17 protein-coding genes (1 of these 17 cut by a window edge) are annotated in these 19,964 nt (G+C 57.2%); 7 read left to right on the top strand and 10 right to left on the bottom strand.

Translation table 11 applies throughout. From position 1 onward, the window contains the following. The 7 genes from SELIN_RS05605 to SELIN_RS05575 form a co-directional block, all read right to left on the bottom strand. On the bottom strand, window positions 1-1,477 hold the 5' portion of the coding sequence (locus SELIN_RS05605) for a hypothetical protein (RefSeq protein ID WP_013505704.1). Its footprint begins 338 nt before the window's first position; the window shows 1,477 of its 1,815 coding nt (coding positions 1-1,477); the start codon lies at window positions 1,475-1,477; its stop codon lies beyond the left edge, outside the window. Window positions 1,478-1,479: 2 nt separating this feature from the next. Beyond that, window positions 1,480-2,034, bottom strand: coding sequence for a HyaD/HybD family hydrogenase maturation endopeptidase (locus tag SELIN_RS05600; RefSeq protein ID WP_013505703.1), 555 nt, complete (start codon window positions 2,032-2,034; stop codon window positions 1,480-1,482). A 67-nt stretch (window positions 2,035-2,101) separates the two neighbouring features. Continuing rightward, window positions 2,102-2,821, bottom strand: a complete 720-nt coding sequence (gene cybH / locus SELIN_RS05595) for a Ni/Fe-hydrogenase, b-type cytochrome subunit (RefSeq protein ID WP_013505702.1) — start codon at window positions 2,819-2,821, stop codon at window positions 2,102-2,104. Window positions 2,822-2,834: 13 nt separating this feature from the next. Then, window positions 2,835-4,547, bottom strand: a complete 1,713-nt coding sequence (locus SELIN_RS05590) for a nickel-dependent hydrogenase large subunit (RefSeq protein ID WP_013505701.1) — start codon at window positions 4,545-4,547, stop codon at window positions 2,835-2,837. Window positions 4,548-4,566: 19 nt separating this feature from the next. Next, window positions 4,567-5,814 (bottom strand): hydrogenase small subunit, encoded by a 1,248-nt coding sequence (locus tag SELIN_RS05585; protein ID WP_013505700.1) that lies wholly within the window; start codon window positions 5,812-5,814, stop codon window positions 4,567-4,569. Between the two features lie 153 nt (window positions 5,815-5,967). Continuing rightward, window positions 5,968-6,768 carry a hypothetical protein gene (locus SELIN_RS05580; RefSeq protein WP_013505699.1) on the bottom strand — a complete coding sequence of 267 codons (801 nt, stop codon included), beginning with the start codon at window positions 6,766-6,768 and terminating at the stop codon, window positions 5,968-5,970. 107 nt (window positions 6,769-6,875) lie between these two features. After that, the gene (locus tag SELIN_RS05575) at window positions 6,876-7,349 is read right to left on the bottom strand and encodes a nucleoside deaminase (RefSeq protein WP_013505698.1); all 474 of its coding nucleotides are present in this window, start codon (window positions 7,347-7,349) and stop codon (window positions 6,876-6,878) included. A 135-nt stretch (window positions 7,350-7,484) separates the two neighbouring features. Here SELIN_RS05575 and SELIN_RS05570 point away from each other — a divergent pair, with 135 nt between their 5' ends. Then, window positions 7,485-7,877, top strand: coding sequence for a nuclear transport factor 2 family protein (locus tag SELIN_RS05570; RefSeq protein WP_013505697.1), 393 nt, complete (start codon window positions 7,485-7,487; stop codon window positions 7,875-7,877). Here SELIN_RS05570 and lpxB read toward each other — a convergent pair. Both lpxB and SELIN_RS05560 read right to left on the bottom strand, forming a co-directional pair. After that, window positions 7,843-8,892 (bottom strand): lipid-A-disaccharide synthase, encoded by a 1,050-nt coding sequence (gene lpxB, locus SELIN_RS05565; RefSeq protein ID WP_013505696.1) that lies wholly within the window; start codon window positions 8,890-8,892, stop codon window positions 7,843-7,845. The two genes, SELIN_RS05570 and lpxB, sit on opposite strands and share 35 nt — an antisense overlap. Next, a complete protein-coding gene (locus tag SELIN_RS05560) occupies window positions 8,889-10,499 on the bottom strand; it encodes a CYTH and CHAD domain-containing protein (RefSeq protein ID WP_013505695.1) in 1,611 nt (536 codons plus the stop codon). The genes lpxB and SELIN_RS05560 overlap by 4 nt, the downstream gene beginning before the upstream one ends. A gap of 241 nt (window positions 10,500-10,740) precedes the next feature. On the opposite strand from SELIN_RS05560, the gene traF reads away from it, so the two are divergent. Continuing rightward, complete coding sequence (gene traF / locus SELIN_RS05555) at window positions 10,741-12,078, top strand: conjugal transfer protein TraF (RefSeq protein ID WP_013505694.1); 1,338 nt, start codon at window positions 10,741-10,743, stop codon at window positions 12,076-12,078. A 112-nt stretch (window positions 12,079-12,190) separates the two neighbouring features. Continuing rightward, on the top strand, window positions 12,191-13,012 hold the full coding sequence (locus SELIN_RS05550) for a hypothetical protein (RefSeq protein WP_013505693.1): 822 nt from the start codon (window positions 12,191-12,193) through the stop codon (window positions 13,010-13,012). Window positions 13,013-13,747: 735 nt separating this feature from the next. Here the strand turns inward: SELIN_RS05550 and surE are convergent. Further along, window positions 13,748-14,494, bottom strand: coding sequence for a 5'/3'-nucleotidase SurE (gene surE, locus SELIN_RS05540; RefSeq protein ID WP_013505692.1), 747 nt, complete (start codon window positions 14,492-14,494; stop codon window positions 13,748-13,750). A gap of 187 nt (window positions 14,495-14,681) precedes the next feature. On the opposite strand from surE, the gene folD reads away from it, so the two are divergent. The 4 genes from folD (at window position 14,682) to SELIN_RS13835 (ending at window position 19,951) form a co-directional block, all read left to right on the top strand. Further along, window positions 14,682-15,569, top strand: coding sequence for a bifunctional methylenetetrahydrofolate dehydrogenase/methenyltetrahydrofolate cyclohydrolase FolD (gene folD, locus SELIN_RS05535; RefSeq protein ID WP_013505691.1), 888 nt, complete (start codon window positions 14,682-14,684; stop codon window positions 15,567-15,569). A 127-nt stretch (window positions 15,570-15,696) separates the two neighbouring features. Continuing rightward, a complete protein-coding gene (locus SELIN_RS13840) occupies window positions 15,697-17,637 on the top strand; it encodes a methyl-accepting chemotaxis protein (RefSeq protein WP_013505690.1) in 1,941 nt (646 codons plus the stop codon). An 18-nt stretch (window positions 17,638-17,655) separates the two neighbouring features. After that, entirely contained in the window at window positions 17,656-17,988 is a 333-nt protein-coding gene (locus SELIN_RS05525) for a hypothetical protein (protein ID WP_013505689.1), read from the top strand. Window position 17,989: 1 nt separating this feature from the next. After that, a complete protein-coding gene (locus SELIN_RS13835) occupies window positions 17,990-19,951 on the top strand; it encodes a sensor histidine kinase (protein WP_083805937.1) in 1,962 nt (653 codons plus the stop codon). The last annotated feature ends 13 nt before the right edge of the window (window positions 19,952-19,964 follow it).

Genomic DNA, 19,964 nt, shown 5'->3' with positions numbered 1-19,964 from the left:
GTGGAGCCTTGGTATAGGCAAACTGCGCCGCAAGCTCAGCCAGTTCCCCTTTGCTCTCCAGCACCAGGGCACAGAGATTCCACAGGCTTACCATGGAGTCCACAGGATAATTGAGCACACCGGAACCCTCGAGGGCACTCCAGTTGCCCGGATACTCGCTGCGATAGTTTTCCAGCAAGCGCGCTCCGCTTTCACTCTGGCCGATAGATTCCACCAGTTCCCAGCCAGTGCTCCCAAATCCCTTCGCGACCCACAGGGTCTCGTAGCCACTGTCGTCCGCACGACCGATACACTGCGCAAAATCTGCCACAAATACCCCCAGCAGATCCCCAGGGTTACAGCCATTTTCCCGCGCGACGGACTCATGGACGCTGGCGCTGCTCACCTCTTCCCGGCGCTGGTCAGTCTGGATTCTTTCAATCCTGCAGAAATTCTCGTCGCGCACCTGAGCGACAAAGCCTGCACTCTGGGCATACATGTGTTTTGGATTTAAGGCTGGCTGCAGGGCGGGAAAAAGACCGCGCTCGCCACTCTCCAGAAATGCCATGCCACCTGCCGTATTCACCAGCGGGCGCCCCTGGGGCTCCAGCAACACACCATCAGTGCGCACTCTGACTACGCCTTCCTGGCACTGCGGCGCTGCAGGGGTCAGAAAAACTCCAGGGATCTCCCGCGCGGCAAGTTCACGGGAAAACAGCAGCAGAATGAAATCATCGGCCAACCCACACTGGATGCTGTACGCGACAATCGCGCAGCGCTCACGGTATTCCGGCAGCAACGTCAGCCTCACCAGTGGCTTTTCAAGGCTGGCCATTGCCCGGAATGCCCCTTCATGGGGAAACACCATCATGTCCACAGAGCGTGCTTCACTGAAGAGCAGTACGGGTTCTTCACCAGTGCGCGCGGCGGTTTCGTGGTTCAGGAACACCCAATACCGACCACTCAGGGTATCCAGTTCCATGACCTCCCTTTCCAGAAGCCGGTCAACCGCGTCGCGCACCAGGTCCAGCACAGCCTGGCCCCTGTTCGCCTGGGCGAGCTGCCCGTCAGCCCCTTCCAGCACAAGCGCTGCGGGAACCTGCTGGACGCGCCGCGCATATCCACAGATTTCGCAGCTCAGAAAGGGATTGGCATAGGCATCGGAAGCGGGATCACTGAAGGCCTCAAGACACTGGGGACAAAAGGGCATGTCAACAGCGGGGGGGTTCTGGCTTCGCCATACCGACAATGAAGCCGGCAGCTGCTGCACCTCGCGCACTGCGGCAGATTTCAGGAACAGGGACAGGGGAACCTGACTCCCAAGCAGATCGGCAAACTCCGCCAGCGTTTCCTGGGTGGCCTGCACATAGAGGCTGACGGTAGTGCCGCAACGCTCCAGATGGCAGGTCAGTCCAAAACTTTCAGCACAGCGCAGCAGACTTTTTTCCAGCACTTCGTTCCAGGAAACATATTCAAAGTCAAATACCAGAACCTTCATGGTCACTTCACTCCCTCATTTTCTTCCCAGCGCTGACGCAGTACATCGGCAATCTTTTCGACGGGATGGTGCTGAACTTTGCGCACATCCATCCCAAGTCCGACAAGATGTTCGGTCAGCGTGCGCTCAATGACCCCATAGGCTGCCGTAACCGCTGGTGACAGCGTAAAGGAAAGACCCGTTATTTCCAGGGGAACAACTCCCAGCACAAAGGTCTGGGGACGGTCACCCACCAGCTCCATCATGGAGAGGGACTGCAGCATTTCTACTTCATGCACGGTACTCTTCCAGGTTACTCCGGTGGGGACGCGATCCATGTCAAAAAAATAGACCTCTCCCGGCGCCACGTCATCGGCGCGAATGGCGTCAATGATGACCAGGTGGTCGTACAGCGCCATGGTGGGGATAAGCTGGTGCGCCAGAGTTCCCCCGTCCAGGATGTCAACTTCATGGGGGCCAATGAACTCAAGGTTCTGACGCAGGCACATGGCCGCCTGCACTCCTATTCCCTCATCACCCAGCAAAATATTCCCTATGCCCAATATCAGTATTTTCATACAGGTTTACTCCAAAAAAAACAGGTGGGGCCTGGGCCCCACCCTGTCATGCGGTAGCGGAAAAGACTCAGTCTTTTTCCGGGTCATGGGGGCGGAAAGTGTTCCCGCTGAAGATAACATCAATACTGCCCGGATATCGGTTGGCATACCAGAACACCATATAGATGTGGATCGGTATGAAGATGATAATGCACCACATAAAGATGTAGTGAATATTCCGCACGTTGGCCAGACCACCCATCAGGTACTCCAGGGGGCCAAAAATCACTCCAAAGAAGTGTCCCATGCCATTGTGGTACACATGGGAGTAGAGTATGGCCCCTGTAACCACTTCAGCGATCACAATAAGCATCAGGATCAGATAGGAGGCATTCTGCAGGGGACCGTACATGCCGCGCTTCGGGAACTGATCCAGGTAGAGGTAGCTCTTGATCTGGCGTATCCAGGAGGTAATATGCCTGGCATCTTCCATGGACGCCCACTCATACTGGCGTGAACGGGCGTCAAAGAAGTACAGGTACACCCGAAACGTGGTTATGGCCATGAGAATAAAACCGCACACCATATGCCAGAAGCGAAAAAGCGCGTTCTGAAACTTGATGGGCTCATCCACTGCCGCTGGCGTGATGAACGGGCTGGCCAGATAGAAACCGGTAAAAATGAGCACAAAGATTACCAGTGCCCGTATCCAGTGCGCCCAGCGAATTTCCGCCGAAAAGCGGTACTGGCGGTCAAATTCATCACTGTAGAGCAGTTTTTTCTTCACTTTTTTTATCGCTGTTGCCATGGTCTCCCCCCTTCTACGAAGAAAGGCCGGTTTGCGGATCAACCCTGTACTGAGCCAGGCTGTTTCCTTTCACATCCATAACGTGAATGGCGCAGGCCAGACAGGGGTCAAAGGAGTGGATGGTACGGATAATCTCCAGGGGCTTGGTGGGATCCTGCAGGCGGGTTCCGATCAGCGCGGCCTCATAGGGGCCGGACTGCCCCTGGGCATCCTTGGGGCTGGCGTTCCAGGTGGAAGGGACAACGGCCTGATAGTGGTCGATGACGCCATTCTTAATACTGACCCAGTGGCTCAGCGCGCCACGGGGCACATCACCGTTGAAGCTGCCGCGATATTCACGGTCTTTGCGAATGGAGTACGGCGCGCAGGTTTCGCGATCCACCTTCAGGTTCTCTATCAGATTCATGAAGGTCTCCTTGCCGCAATCCACCATGAGAATGGTCTGCAGCATGCGGGCTGCCGTACGGCCCAGGGTACTGAAGAGCGCTTCGGTGGGCAGGCCGGTTTCCTGCAGGAAGGTGTTGACGATGCGCTGTACGCGGGGGTTGCCCTTGCCATAGCCCACCAGCATCTGAGCCAGCGGCCCGACTTCCATGGGCCTGCCATCGTAGCGGGGTGCCTTGACCCAGGTGTACTTGCCATCGCCATCGAGAATCTTGGCCCGTCCATTTACGGTATCGCCATCCTGGAAGCCGGTGTAGTTGGGGTTGGTTTTCCCCTCATATGGGTGCAGCGGAGCATTGTCCCGATACCAGGCGTGGGTGGCCTCTTCGGTGATCATCTGCTCATCAACCTCATAGACCCGGCTCAGGTCGCCGTTCAGTATATACCCACTGTCGAAGATCGTCTCGGTGCGATTGATCTGATACTGGGACGCCGAGAGGAAGTTCTTGATGTTGCATCCCTTGAGGACACTGTCCTCACCCACATAGGCCTCAGCCGCCATCTTCACGTCGGCATAGTAGGCGCGACGGATAAAGTCGGCCGTCTCCTCAAAGCGGGTCAGGAACTCACCCAGGCGAGCCGGGCTCTCCAGATCCATGATACAGGTAACTCCACCCACGGTCAGGGACTGGGGATGGGGCTGTTTGGCGCCGAATACGGCCAGCATCTGGGCAGCCGTACGCTGGATTTCCAGCGCTTTCAGATAGTGGGAGAGAACAATCAGGTTCTGCTCCGGGGTGAAGTGGTAGGTGCCATGGCCCCAGTAGGCGTTGGCAAATGGACCCAGGTGGCCTTTGTCCACGAAGGTCTTCACTTTGGCCTGCACCGCTTTCAGCTCATCGGCACCTGTGGAAACCGGGAATTCGGCGTAGCGGAACGCCAGATCCGACGCCTTGCGGGGATCAGCCGCCAGTGCCTGGGTGATGTCACACCAGTCGAGGCCGTGGAGATGATAGAAGTGCACCAGGTGATCGTGCATAAAGAGCGCGATACCCATGAGCGAGCGAACCAGCTGGGCGTTATAGGGGGGAATGATCCCCAGGGCGTTTTCGACCGCCTCAATACCCGCCTTGTAGTGGGAGTAGGTACAGACGCCGCAGATACGCTGGGTCATAAAACCGGCATCGCGAGGATCGCGGCCTTTGAGAATCTCCTCAATACCGCGGAACAGGGTGCCGCTGGCAAAGGCATCGGTAATGGTATTGTTATCGTCGATAACCACATCCACCCTCAGGTGGCCTTCAATGCGCGTGATGGGATCAACCACTATACGTCTTGACATATTCCGTGCTCCTTAAATCTTATTTACTGTCCGCAGAGGTCTTGGTCTCATCTTCATGGTCAAGAACCTTGGGGTTCCGGAAGTTCCCCTGCACAACAGAGTAGACAGCGTGAGCACCAATGCCCACCGCCGTGGCCGTCAGAAGGGCAATGCCAATCTTGTCAGCCGTGGCATCGGCGCCCATTCCACCAAAGACACCAGAGTACAGGTGGTCCTTGCGGGGCTCTTCATAAGGCGCCATGGTATCCCAGAAGTTGGGTTCACTGCAGCCGATGCAGCCGTGACCCGCCTGAACCGGCCAGCTGGTATGCTGGTTGAAGCGTTCAATGGCACAGTTGTTAAAGGTATAGGGGCCCTTGCAGCCGACACGGTAGAGGCAATAACCGCGTCGGGCACCATCGTCACCAAAGCGCTGCACAAATTCACCAGCATCAAAGCGACCCCGACGTTCGCACATATCATGTACCCGCATGCCATAAGCCCAGCGGGGGCGTCCGAAGGAGTCAAGGGCGGGAAGAGTCCCGAAGAGAATGTAGTGGAGAATGGTTCCGACAATATTGGATTCACTGGGAGGACAGCCGGCGATGTTGATGACGGCCTTGCTGATGATCTTGCTGACCGGGCGGGCATTGGTGGGGTTCGGACGGGCAGCCTGAATACCGCCATAGGTGGCGCAGGCGCCCACAGCAATCACAGCGGCCGCGCCATCGGCTGCCTTCTTCACAATGGACTCACCGGTGTGGGCATGGGGACCGATAGTCAGGTAGAAGCTGTCGCGACCAGCCGGCACAGCGCCTTCCACCATCAGGATGTACTTCCCTTGATGCACATCCATGGCGCGCTCAAGGTTCTCTTCCGCCTGCCAGCCCGATGCGGCCATGATGGTTTCATGATATTCCAGGGAAAGGTAGTCAAAGATAAGGGATTCAAGGGTAGGAGAGTCGGTGCGCAGCAGACTCTCACTGCACCCGGTACACTCCGCCATATGGAGGTAGATGACCGGAATACGATCCAGCAGCTCCGCTGCTTCCGCAACGCGGCGGGTAAAGGTCACCGGCAAAGACATCGCTGCGGTAATCGTGGCCGCCCACTGCATGAACTGACGACGTGAAATACCCCGTTCTTTCAGCTTTTCACTGAAAGTCGGGCCACTTTTCAATGAAGGCATAGCGCGCAGTTCCTGCAGGCGTTTTTCCGCCTGAGCGTCCAGTTTACGGCGCTGCCCTTCTTCCCCTCTCGTATGCTTGGAAACTCCTGCATTGACCATAATCAACTCCTTCGCATCTCTCTATTGATTACTCAACGGACGGGAACACCGTTCTGAACCGGCATGCCCGCATGGTGAGAATACAAGTCATGCCCAGTAAACTGACAATATTTTTACCAGCTGGTATAAAATAGGGGTTCATTGCAGAAAAAGTCAATTGGAGAGTGAAGGAGTCACCAGGGCCATGACGCGTCCGGCATCAAGTCTAGAGGCATCCAGAGGCAATTGACGGAATTGTTCTGAATTTCGAACAGCGTTTTGTATGAAATCCCGAACAATTCCAGGTCCCTCCAGGGCAACGGAAGGACGCAAGGACTCAAGGGCGCTGTCAAGGGAAGCCACCACCCGCTCCTCCAGTTCGTGCAACCGCTCATATTCACGGGCAACCCGCTCCAGAGAGCGCTGTGAAAACGCCGCAACCTCCGCAGCAGAAACCGCATTTCCCTCGCTGCTCACCAAAGGCTCCAGGCGCAGGGACTGCGCGTGCACCACAAAGGAGTCCACAATGCCACCATGACTGGAGTCGACTACCGGAATCACCCGTGAGCCCATATTGGTGTTCTCCCCGGCAATCCGGCCAATGTAACTCTGCAGAAATGTCAGCTCCTCACTGATGCGCTGACGATCAGCAGGAACCAGTTCCCGGCCAGCGGCAGCCTTCGAGGAAACGCTGTACAGGCGCAACAGGGAATTCTGCAGACCTTCCTGACCGTCAATGCGTTCCTTTGCCATGCGCACCAGGTTCAGGCCCTCCTGAATATCCTCCAGCACCAGGCGAAAGAAAGAGGCGCTGCGACTGCCATGACGCTGAATCTCTACCTGTTCCGCAAAATCCGTGGCTCCGGAAGCGTCTTCGCCAACAGCAGTGCCTCCCCCGCCGGAGGCCAGAGGCCCTTTTCTGCGGGAGACATCAACCAACGATGCATGGGAGTGGGCGACACCTTGAACCGCCATGAAGCATCCTCACGCGCTTCCATGCGGTGAACTGCACATCCGTGTCACAAGAGGAGATAAGAGTCAAAAATACGAGAATACGGACAATTGTCAACACAGAATGCGCGTCAGTAGTCGATCCGGTCCTCTTTGTCCTGCCAGAGCCGGAATACTTCCAGCGCGGCCGGATGCTCAACATGACGCGCCGGTATCACCCGAAAGCGTGGATCTACGCCAATCTGCTCATATATGAACTCATCGGAAAAATTCACCCTGGCCGCATCCTGACGGTTGGCAGCGTAGTAAATGGCACGCAACCGCGCCCAATAAATGGCCCCCAGGCACATGGGGCAGGGCTCACAACTTGTGTATATATCACAATCCTCAAGGTGGAAAGTTTTCAGATTGGCGCAGGCGTCGCGTATCGCCACGATTTCAGCGTGAGCCGTGGGGTCCAGGCTACTGGTCACCCCGTTGCGCCCCCGACCGACAACCTGCCCCTCTCGCACGATCACCGCCCCGAAGGGGCCGCCATCTCCACTGTCAATATTCTGCCTTGCCATGGCAATGGCCTGCTCCATATAGACCCGATGGTCACTCACACACAGCTCCTTCCTGAAATTTCGCACCCTTTGACTTTGGTATAGCCCATTGACAGGCAGCGGCCCCCCCATGTGCGGCGTTGCCCCAGGCCCCGGGACTTGCTACCATGGAAGAAAAACGCACAGGAGGCAACCATGAAGCCGGAACATTTTCTGTCCCACTGGCAGGACGCCTTCAACCGCCAGGATATCGAAGCCCTGGTGCGAACCTATGACCCGCAGCGGGGAACCTTGTGGGGAACCTTTTCCACCACCCTGCGCCAGGACTCCGACGCAATCCGGAACTACTTCGCCACGGTCTTCACCAAAGAACAGCCCCGTATTGTCCTCCACCCCGCGCACACGCGTCAGTGGGAAAACTCCGCCGCCTGCTCCGGCCACTTCACCTTCAGCTGGACGGAAAATGGCCAGTCAAAGTCCGCCCAGGGACGCTACAGTTTTACGCTGCGTCTGCACAACGGCGTATGGACCATCGTCGACCACCACTCGTCGGTTATGCCCGACCTTCCCGCACCAGACGATCAATAACCTGGGACAGACTGTGCTCCGGCGTCACCTGCAACAGAGCGCGCATCTCCCTGGAGCGCTCCAGAAAATCCTGACCATCGATCTGCGCCATGGCATTCAGAAGGTTCTGCGCTGTCACCTCGTCCTGCAGAAACTCCTGATGAATGGGCGGTCGTCCGGCGAAGTGGAAGATCATATTGGAAAGCCCGATATAGGGCAGCTTCACAAAGTGCCGCCCCAGGAAGTAGTCCAGCGCCTTGGCCCGGTACGCCAGCACAAAGGGCGTCCCGATCAGAGTCGCCTCCAGGGTAGCCGTGCCCGAACACACAAAGGCGAAGGACGCCTCCAGCAAAGCTTCGTGGGTGGAACGCGCCACCTCGAACCCCCGCAAATCCCCGTACATCTCGGCAATATCATTCTCTCGATAGTGGGGTGGAATCACCAGCAGCTTGCGCCCCGACAGGCTGGCGGCCACCTCACGGTACACCGGCATCAGCTTGCCGATCTCGCTGCGGCGACTGCCCGGCAGAAACGCCACGGTACTGCCCTGACTGACGTCATTCTTCCAGGTGCGAATCTCCTCCATCAGTGGATGCCCCACATAATGGGCATGTTTCCAGAACTGGTTCTCAAAGGGCAGAATCGACGCCTGCACATCGGTCACCGCCTCCACCACGGGAATCCGGCCCGACCGCCAGGCCCATACCTGGGGCAGGATGTAGTAGATGATCTTCACATGGGGATGCTGCTTCTTGATGGATTTTGCCAGGGGAATGTGAAACCCCGAAGAGTCGATCAGCAGCACCGCATCATGCAGGGGAGCCTGCCGGGTCATCATATCAATGGCCTTGCGGGCAAAGGGAATCTTGGCAAAGGCGTCCACAAAGCCCATCACCGAAAACTCCCGGCTGTCGATAAGCGGCTTGCCCAGGTGATCGCTGAAAATCCCCTGAATTTCCACACCGGGCAGCTGGGACATCAGCCGTTCCAGATGCACATTGGCCGAAGGCTCCAGAGCACTGACCAGAAGTTTCACGTATCCTCCCCATCTCGTTTTTTCAATATATCGCCAAGCATAGCAGAAAAGTGCTTCTGAACACGGTTGTCGGCAAACTTCTTCCACTGCCGCGCAAACTCCCCGCGACAGTGCGACCTACGCTGATGGAGCAGCGCCTGCAGATAACCCAGTGCCATATACAGCCGGTAGCCGCCCTCAGCCTGACTGCGATACATCTGCGCAGCGTACTCTTCCAGAGCCTGCAGCTGAACGGCAACATCGTTGAATTCGCCCAGGCAGGTCTGCAACTCCTTCAGCGCGCGCACCGCCCGCTCAAAGCCAGAGCCCCCGTACAGGGAGGGAAAGATATCCAGCAGGTAGCGCAGCCGCTTGGCGGCAATCCTCACCTCGTGCAGCTGTTCGTCGGAACTCTTCGCCCGGATTCTGCCACCCTTCTTCAGTAAACGCGCCAGGGCATCACCAATACACAGGTCCGCCAGCTGCTTGATGGGAATATCGGCCATAGCCGCCGTCATCAATGAAGCCTGATCGTCCTCGCGAAGCACCAGCGAATTCAGGCGATCCAGAACACGCGCGTAACGGGCGGAACTCAGCAGCCGCTGCAGCGATCCATAGGCGCGGCGGCGCTTGTGCCACAGCAGCGACTTCAGTGACAGCAACACTTCCCCACTCCCCGGGGGCAGCTGGCGCTGCAACGGCTCCAGGGACTCAAGGAAGACATCCAGATCCCTGGCCAGGCCCGTGCGGCTGCTGAGCCAGGCCAGGTCAACACGCAGCGACTGGACAACCTCCGCGTCCAGCACATCTCCCATGGAGCGCAGCAGCGAACGCAGGCGACGCAGAGCGACACGATAGTCGTGGAGAAATTCCGCATCCAGATCATGCACCATGCCATGTTCGTTGCGCCCCATCACCGCCACCCACTGGCCAAGTATCGAGCGCACACATGGAGCCGACTCCATGGAGGCATCGAAGCGCTGGGCCTGCCATGGCTGGTAATCACCGGGAACCATACCCAGTGCCTCGATACCAAAACCCACCAGGCCACCATCAAGGGACTCCACCCCCTGTAAAGAGCAGCACACCGTCAGCACCCGCCGCAGAAATTCAGCAGAACAGGACTCCAGGGGGACAATCTGCAGAAAATTCCCCGCAGCCCGGCGCGCCTCGCCCTGCCGTGCGAACTCCAGTTCGGCCTCTATCAGCGCGAGGGTGACACCGCTTCCGTCTTCGTCACGCAGCTGCCAGCAGCTCTGGCGACCTTCCACGGACAGAAAGGGAAGCAGAGCCCGATTTCCCGCAAGTTTCCGCAGACGCCTGCGCAGCGCACCCGGGGCAAACTGCTCGGCAAAGCGCGGCATTACTCCCGATATATCGGCAGTGTCCACCTGGTTTGCATCGCGCCAGAGGCTGAGCCCAAAGCTCTGGTGTTCCTGTACCGCCTGCAGGTGATAACCCGCCCTCCACAACCGCCAGTCAAAAGTATCGCAGCACTGAATATCGCAGTCAAAAACCTCGACCGCGCCCAGATGGAAAAAATTCGCCAGCAACGCCTCCATCTCCGGCGCGCTTGAGTGACGGCGAAGAACAAACAGATTCCCGGAAAATGGCGTAAAAAACCTCATCTGCTTCCCCTGTAGAGTCATGGTTACGGCACCACGGTGTTTATCTGCACGCAAAGTATCCGTTGACAGTGTCCCGAAACGCTTTTATATTTTCACCATATCAACGGAATGCGTCAAAGATCAAAAACCCCTAACGTCCCATAATGTACCATAGCGATGGTTCAAATCATCGCATTTCTTTTCTGACCAGCCCCTGAATGCGAATCAGGAGCTGCGCCCACTACTCACGGAGGTTACCCCAATGAAACGCATCAGCAGTGCCCTGCTCGTCACCCTGCTTCCCTTCTCAGCCCTGGCGGCTCCCCACTTCCATCCGTCCGGTCCCAACCTGACTTTTGGTGATATCAGTAATCCCCAGACCATCATGTCCACCACCGCCAACCCCGCCGCCGGCGCCGCCGCGGAGAAGCGCGGACTTCGCTTCGGCCTGCTGGGTTCCGTGGGCTTCGCCATCGAAGTGGGCAACGTGGAAGACATGATGGATAAGCTGGACGACTTCATGGACTATGAATTTAAGGACTACGAGCTTAACTTCCCGAATTACACTCCTGGCCTTGAGTTAATTCAAGCCCAGCAGGACGTCAACACCGTCAGGGAAGCTCTGGCCGACTACGAATACCTTGAAGGGGAATTTAACTCCTTCCTCGCCGACGCCCACGAAAAGGGCTATGTGAAGTTCGGCTTCTCGGCCCACGCTCCCCTGATGCCCGTCATCGCCACCTTTGACACCCTGCGCGGCAGCCTGACCTTTGACGCCAACTTCTCCGGCCAGGGCAAAATGTTTGTTCACGGCGACACCATTGGCACACCAGCCCAGATCACCTCAAATCTTCCTGACAGCGGCATGACTGATGAGCAGATTGCCACATGGATAGCAGCAGGCAATACTCCTGAAGTCGACACAAACGCCAACCTGAGCATCCACGGCGGCATGCTGCGTGAGCTGGGCGTGGCCTACAGCGCCCGCGCCTACGAGCACGAAAAGGGCCTCCTCTATGTGGGTGGCCGACTGAAGCACTACAACGCCGAACTCTCCTATGTCTCCGTCTCCACCAAGGATGAGGACGACGCCATCGACGCCATCCGCGACAATATGGACGCCAACCTGGTGGAGAGCACCAGCCTCGGCCTCGACGTGGGCGTGATCTGGGCAGCGGAGAACTACCGCGTCGGCGCCACCCTGGTCAACTTCAATGAACCCAGCTTCGATACCCCCGACGGGTATATCGGCAAGGGCAAGCTGGAGCGCCAGATCCGCACCGAGGGCGCCCTCTATACCGCCAGCCGCAACTGGGTGCTGGGCGCGGGCCTTGACCTCAACAGCGCTGCCGACCTGGTGGGCGACGACTACCAGTGGATGACCCTCAGCGCCGCCTACGCCACCCAAAGCTGGTGGATTCCCGGCTTCCGCGTGGGCTACCGCCAAAACCTGGCGGGCGAAGAGCTCAGCTTCCTGACCAGCGGTGTCACCCTCTTCAAGGCCCTGAACCTCGACCTGGCCTACAGCCTTGACAGTGCCGACGGCGACAGCGTCCCCCGGGCAATGATGTTCAACCTGGGTCTGGAAGTGACCTTCTGAGCAGGCAGTTCAATACAGCCGATCGTTGACCAGCACATTTATCGTTCCATTCAGCCTGTCCATGGTATATTCTGGACAGGCTGAATTCTTTGCCCACCGCCGGGAGGTTACCATGGCACCGACAAAATTCCTGCGATCCCTGTCACTCCTGACACTGTCAATACTGTGCTTGTTTTCTTTTTCCTGGGCGACTTCCCACCAGCTTTCCCTGTCCTACGGCCTGGAAAACTACACCTGGAAAGAGTACCACGGCGGCGGCAAGCTCCTGGAGGAGAGCGGTCTGCGCCATGTCCTGGCCCTGGGATGGGACAATATGACCCATGCCGGCGAAGGCCCCCTGCTGGCTCTGGAAGGGCGCTTCTACTTCGGCAGCGTGGACTACGACGGAGCCACCATGGACGGCGATCCCGCCACCTCCACCACGGAGTACTTCGGCAACCGCTATGATGGACTGCTGGGCTACCGCAAGGAGCTGGGAGATTTCTATGGCGATCTGCTGCTGGGCGGCGGTCTGGAGATGTGGGAACGGGATATCCAGAGTACTACCGTCACCACCTCCACCGGCGACACCGTTCGAGCCAGTGGTTACCTGGAGGAGTACTTTATCCTCTACTCCCGATTCGCGGTGGGGCTGGCCCATATGACACCCCAATGGCGATTCCACGGGCGCATGGGCATTAAGTACCCCTTTTATACCAACGAATACGTTGAAGGTGCCCAGCTTTCACCAGGACGCCTGAGCTCCACCTTTGCACGGATAACCAGCGTGCGGGTAGATGAAAGCGGACGCAACCGCTACGCCATATCCCTCTACTACGACTCCTACCGCTTCTCCGCCTCCAAGCCCGTGGATGTACCCTGGCTTGACAACCCCGCCTACCAACCCGAAAGCGACCAGGATATCTGGGGAGTACAAGTGCTGTGGTATTTCTGATTAACAGAAGAACTTTTCTTCTGCATAACGGTCCTGACAGGAAACCGAAACTCTGCTGTTCCTGATCAGCGAGTCACACATTTCCATACTCATCTTGAACAGGTGCATTACACTTTTTGACCGCGCAAAAAGTGTACAAAAACGCGCCCCCCGAACGCCCGTTTTTCCGGGTCATTGCTCGCCTGTTCTGGAGATCCGGCAGCAGGCTGCTCAAAGAGGCCCATCTGCTGCGTTGCCGGGCATCGCTCGTCACTGCGACGTACAGGGAGGTACGCCTCGCTCCTCGCTTTGCCCGCGCCTTGCACCTGGGCCTCTTTGCGTTGCCTGACCCCTGCTTCCCTGCAGTGCTGCCGGACCACTCACTTCCTGTGAGTGTCCCTTCGGGTCTTGCCAGCCAGGCGTCGCACTCACCGGACGGGCTCAGGGGGGAACGGCCTGTTTCTGTCTCTCCCCCGTGGGCTGGCCCAGCCAGGACGCGAAGACTGGAACGCTATGGACCCGCAGGGTTGACGCCACGAGGGCGGCAACCGCAAACCAAAAGCCACGGAGGGCGGTTGTTTGCGGTCCCCAGTTCCAGGCAAGCGGACGGCTGAAAAGGGCAGCACTGGGGGCCGCTTCCCAGCTACTTTGGGCGGGTCCAAAGTAGCAAAACACACACCAAAACCTGTTACTCTATTCAGTCTGTTTCGTCGAAATGGACATCAGGCAATCAGCGCCTTACTGTACGCGCACAGATTAAAATCCATTGTTCCTGAGCACCTGAAAACTCTCATGATCCGTCAGATCAAACTGCACGGGGGTCACGCTGATGTAGTTCTGCTTCATGGCAACCCAGTCGGTTTCCTCTGCGGATTCGTGCTCCAGTTCTTCTCCGGTCAGCCACCAGTACTCTCGCTGGCGTGGGCAGTGGCGTTTTTCAAAGACATCGCGATACCGTGAGACGGCCTGGCGGGTAATGCGCACGCCCTGTATACGATCGGCGTCTGTGGAGGGCAGGTTGATGTTAAAGAGAAAGCGTCCGGTGTCAAAGGGCAACAGCCGTTCCACCAGGGAACGCAGGTGACCGTGACACGCGTTGTAATTGGGTTTGCGGTAGTCGTCCACACTGACGGCAAAGGAGGGTATGCCCTGCAGCAGGCCTTCGGTGGCAGCGGAGACGGTGCCGGAATAGATGATGTTGCTGCCACAGTTGGGGCCTTTATTGATGCCACTGATAACCATATCGGGTCTGATTCCCAGGCCCCGCAGGGCCAGCTTCACGCAGTCCGCCGGGGTGCCGGTGGTCTTGTAGGCGCGGCTTGCGCCGCGAAATTCAACGTCTTCCGTCCACAATGGTGTAGAAATGGTAATGGCATGCCCGATGGCGCTGCGTTCCGTGTCCGGTGCCACCACCGTGACTTCGTTGCCCGGAGCAAAAATATCCACCAGAGCCTGGAGCCCGCAGCTGAAAATGCCATCATCATTGGTTATCAGTATATGCATAAATGCCTCCTGGAGTATTACCCGCAGCGTACCTCGCTACAATGGCAGATGCAAGCGCCCCTGTTACATTCTCACTGGGCGTAATTACTTATGGATTTTTGTACCGTTAAACGGTAATATTCTGTATACATTACGCACGGTTGCCTTCATTTGGCCACGTGCGTAAAATCATTCACAAGGTGTTCACATGCCAACTATTCTCGATGGTAAAAAACTCTCACAAACCATACTGGACGAGCTGTCCGCAGAAGTTTCCGCGCTGAAAAGTCAAGGCATCCAGCCAGGCCTGGCGGTTATCCTGGTGGGCGACGACCCTGCCAGTAAAGTCTATGTCGGCAGCAAGCAGAAGACCTGCGAAAAGATCGGCATCCTCTCCAAGTCTTCCATCCTGCCCGCTGCCACTTCGCAGGCAGAGCTGCTGTCCGTGGTGCAGCAGTACAACGACGATCCACAGATCCACGGAATTCTGTGTCAACTGCCACTGCCCCACCACCTGGATGAGAGCGAGGTGATCAATGCCATCGCGCCACAGAAGGATGTGGACTGCTTCCATCCAGACAATGTCGGCCGCGTCCTGATCGGAGCGCCACGCTTCCTGCCCTGTACGCCCCATGGCGTGGTGCAGCTCATCAAGCGCACGGGCATTGAGACTACCGGCAAGCACGCGGTGATTGTGGGCCGAAGCGATATCGTCGGCAAACCACTGGCGGCCATGATGCTGCAGAAGGACTCGGGCTCCAATATGGGCTGCAACAGCACGGTGACCATCTGCCACAGTGCGACCCGCAACCTGGAAGAGGTCTGCGCCCAGGCGGATATCCTGGTGGCCGCAATTGGCAAGCCGGAATTCATCAAGGCCCATATGGTCAAAGAGGGCGCTGTGGTCATCGATGTCGGCATTAATCGCATAGACGCTGATAACAGCAAGGGCTATCGACTGGTGGGTGATGTGGCCTACGACGAGGTGGCACCGAAGTCATCCGCCATCACGCCGGTTCCCGGCGGTGTCGGGCCCATGACCATTGCCATGCTGATGTACAACACGGTCAAGAGCGCGAAACTGGCGCACGCATAAACGAACTGTCCGACTTACTCGAGGGCGCCATGGCACGATCATGGCGGTGCAGTCATACAAGGGGGGACTTTTGGCATCACAGGCTCATCAGAAACAGCTGACTCTGTTCAGGCAGGGGAAATCTCCGATGAACATCACTCACAGGCGGCCATGGTATCTGTTTCCCAATCTCACCATCAGGTTCAAGCTGATCGCTTTTTTTGTGGCCATGGTCTCTTCTGTGGCTGTAGTTATGGTGGGTCTGGTCATGCTGGCCACCCACACCACCATTGAAGATGATTATGAAATCATCATCAAGAATGCCGCCACCAGTACAGCCGCTGCCCTGCAGACCCTGCAGGAGCGGGTAACCACCTATGCCGACATTCACGCCCGCAAGCATGAGATTGCCACGGCCACGGCCTTCAGCGATACGGCTACCCTTGAGCGCCTCCTGACCCAGGACTATCAGTCCCTTGCGAAAAACGACCCGACCATTGCCACTCTGGAAGTTACCGACGACCAGGGGATTGTGATCCTGCGCGGTCACAATCCTGGCCGCAGCGGCGACAATAAGTCGGCGGTGCCCATGGTGCGCGACGCGCTGCAGGGAAGAGCCAGCAATGGTCTGACCGTCTCCATCACCACTGGTGAGATGGCCATGGACGCCGTAATGCCCCTGAACTACCAGGGGCAGATCGTGGGCACCATAAAAGTGGGCAGCTACCTGCGTTCCAACACCGCCCGATCCCTGGCGGAGATTTCCAACACGGAAGTGGCCTTTGTCGCCAATAACCGGATCAACGCCTCTACGATTGCGGGGTTCAGTGGTGATTACACGATCCCTGCCGAGGCTCTCAGGAAAGTTGAACGTGGCGAAGTCGCCTTTGGTATTCTGACCATTGAAAACACATCCTATAACGTCTCCTACCTGCCCATGAACGACGGACGGGGTCGCCTGGCGGCGGTTACCATGAATCTGTTGCCCCGGGACAATCTGCATGCTGCCAAGTGGACTGCCTTTTTGCGCACCAGCGCTGTCGTAGCGGTTCTGGCTGGATTCTCCATGATATGTGCCATTGCCATTGCCATTGCCATTACGCGGCCCCTGAATAAGATGCAGGACGCCTTCCTGGATCTGGCTGAAGGCGATGGTGACCTGACGCAGCGTTTTCCGGTGTTCGGCGCTGACGAAATCTCCAAGGCCAATGACGCCATGAACCGCTTCCTGGACATGACCCAGGAGATCGTACGCGAAGCCACTGATGGCTCCCATGAGACCGCTACTGCCAGTGAGGAACTTTCCGCGACGGCTGAATCGCTGTCCAGCAACATCGGCCAGCAGTTTGAGCTGGTTGAGCGCACGGGAACTCTCGTGAGTGAAGTGGGAGAAAACCTCGATATTACCGAAGAGCTGGCCGTCACCTCCACCGAAGTTCTTGAAGATGGTTACAAGATGCTGACTTCGCTGATCAGCGATCTTGGAAAGGTCAACAATCAGATCCTGCACGACAGCCAGGCGCAGCAGGAGATGGCCCGCAAGATGCAGGCGCTGAACCAGGAGGCCAGCAAGATTGAAGATGTCCTTTCCATTATCTCCGATGTGGCTGACCAGACCAACCTGCTGGCGCTGAACGCATCCATTGAGGCAGCCCGCGCCGGAGATCAGGGGCGAGGATTTGCCGTTGTCGCCAACGAGGTTCGCGTGCTGGCCGAAAGAACCCAGAGCTCCCTGGGCGAGATCCGCTCCATCATCAACAGCATTACCCGCAGCATCAATGGTATCCACGGCGAGGTCGACCAGGTGGCCACCAATATCCTGGGCATTGCCGACAGCTCCCAGGACCTGATGCAGCAGGCGGAAGTCACCCAGAACAAGCTGCGCAACACCGTGGAGTCCTCCTCGGAACTGGTACGCAAGAGCACCTTCATCGCCAAGAAGACCAAAGATCTCATTGAAATTATGCGTGAAATGTTCGAGCTTTCCCAGGAAAACAAGAACGCCGGAGACAACATCACCGATGTGTCCATCACCCTGGCGGAGAAATCCAACACGCAACTGGCCATGCTCCAGCGCTTTAAAATGTAACGGAAAGGAAAGTACTTTATGGATATCCAGAAAAAAGACTCTTCCACGCTGGTGATTACCGGGAATATAAAGAGCATCCGCCATTCCCAGATGATTCGGGAGAGTGTGGAGCAGTGTCTGCGTGGCGGCGTGAAATCCATTCACCTGATCATCGAAGATTCCTTCTCCATGACCTCTACCGTTATTGGCTTTCTGATGAAAATCATCAACGAAGAGGGAGTGAAGGTCTCCATGACCATCAGCGACCATCGACTGTGGCAACTTCTCAACGACTTCCAACTGATAGAGATGTTCCGCGTGCAGGAGAAATCTTCATCTGCTTCCGACAACAGCCACCAGCTCGAAAACTGATATGACAGACTCCCGCGGGTCAGGCATCGCCATGGGCGGAACCTCTTCGTCCTCCCAGAGACGGCAGGCGCAGATACGCTGGGAGTCTTTTTTTCTTTCCTTCCTCATCCTTCTTTTCGCCGCCGTCAGCATCGGCTGGTTTTACCTCAAGGCCTACGAGGCCGTTCTGGCAAGTGAACGCAAAGATCTGGAAAGGCTGGCCCAGGCTGCCGCCACCGTCATCGATCCACAGCGCCACGCACTGCTGCGCTCACCGGAACAGACCGGCAGCGACCTGCACCATGAGCTCCTGGAGCCCCTGGTGCGTTTTCATCAGCAGTTCCCCAGCCTCGAATATGTCTATACCGCCATACGGCAAGACCATACTATCTTCTTTGTGCTGGACACCCGCAGTACAGATGTCTTTGGAACCATTGGCGAGAGAGATCTTCTTGAGGACGGCAGCCTCTTCGTTGTCTACGAAAATCCATCACCCACGCTGCACCAGGCCTTCTCCCGCCAGCATGTCGCCTCGGAGCCCGAGCTCCATGATGATGAATATGGCACTTTTCTCAGCGCCTACGCCCCGCTCCGCGACCAGGATGGTATTTTTCACGGCATCGTGGGTGTCGACATCAATGACCGGGAGCTGAAAACCCGGCTGGCCCATGTGCGCCGCGCTGGCATTGCCGGTTTTGCCCTGGCTCTCACCTTTGCCCTGGTCGTCGCCATCGGCCACACCCTTTTCCGCCACCAGCAGATTTCCTCCCAGTTGCTGCTGCGGGAGCGTCAGGAACAGCTCAGCAAGAGCGAACATCTTTTAAAACAGACCCAGCAGCTGGGGCGCATCACCACCTGGAGCATTCACCTGGAGACCCTGGAACTGCGCCTTGATGAGTTCCACCTGAGCCTGATGGGCTACCCCGATACCAGCCAGCAGCGATTGATCACAACGCTTCCCGCCTACAGTGAAGGCTATGTGCACCCGGATGATATCCCATTGCTCCAGCAACGACTGCAGTATGCCAGGGAGAACCGGACCAATGACACCTACCAGGACGCCTTTGAATACCGCTTTCTGCGGCCCGATGGCTCCCACGGCTACTTCTCTGTGGTTGCCGGACGACTGCGCTTTCGCGAAGCCGACGGCAGTATGAGCGCTTCCTCAAATATCGTGGTGGGACTGGCACAGGATATTTCTGAACGTAAATCGGCTGAACAGGCTCTCATGCACCTCAATGAGGAACTGGAAAACCGCATTGCCAGTGCAGTGGAAGCCGTGCGGGAGAAAGAGCGGCTGCTGCTCTATCAATCACGGCTGGCAACCATGGGGGAGATGGTCGCCAACATAGCCCACCAGTGGCGCCAGCCTCTGACTGCGGTGTCCCTGCACATTCAGGACCTGCAGATGGAAGCGGAATCAGCCGGTAGCGTCGACAATGCCACGGTTCAGGAGGCGATCATTCCCTCCCTGGAGCAAATTCGCTTTATGTCGCGCACCATTGATGATTTCAGTAACTTTTTCAAACCCGACAAGGACAAGGTCTTTTTCTCATTGCGTGAAGCGGTGGAGGAAACCCTTTTCCTGCTGAGCCCGGGACTTCGTTCCCACAACATTGAGGTTCATCTGGAGGGGCAGGATGACACCATTCTGGGTTACCTCAATGAGTTTTCCCAGGTGATCATGAATATCCTGAACAACGCCCGTGACGCCCTGATAAGCCGTGGCGTGGAGCGTCCTTTCATCGACATCCGGCTTTTCCATGTGGACAACAGGCCGGTCATCACCATTGCCGACAATGCCGGTGGCATCAGGGAACACCTTGTGCATCATATCTTCGAACCATACTTCACCACCAAGTCCACCAGCTCCGGCACCGGGCTCGGTCTCTATATGTCCAAGGTCATCATTGAAGAGAGCATGGGGGGAAAACTTGGAGTGCGCAATACCGAGGTGGGTGCGGAATTTCGCATAGAGCTCTGAAAATCTAGAAGAG

It is taken from the genome of Desulfurispirillum indicum S5, assembly GCF_000177635.2.
Taxonomy (GTDB): Bacteria; Chrysiogenota; Chrysiogenetes; order Chrysiogenales; family Chrysiogenaceae; genus Desulfurispirillum; species Desulfurispirillum indicum.
The sequence above is the reverse complement of the archived record's forward strand: the minus strand, read 5'-3'. Positions and strand labels throughout refer to the sequence as shown.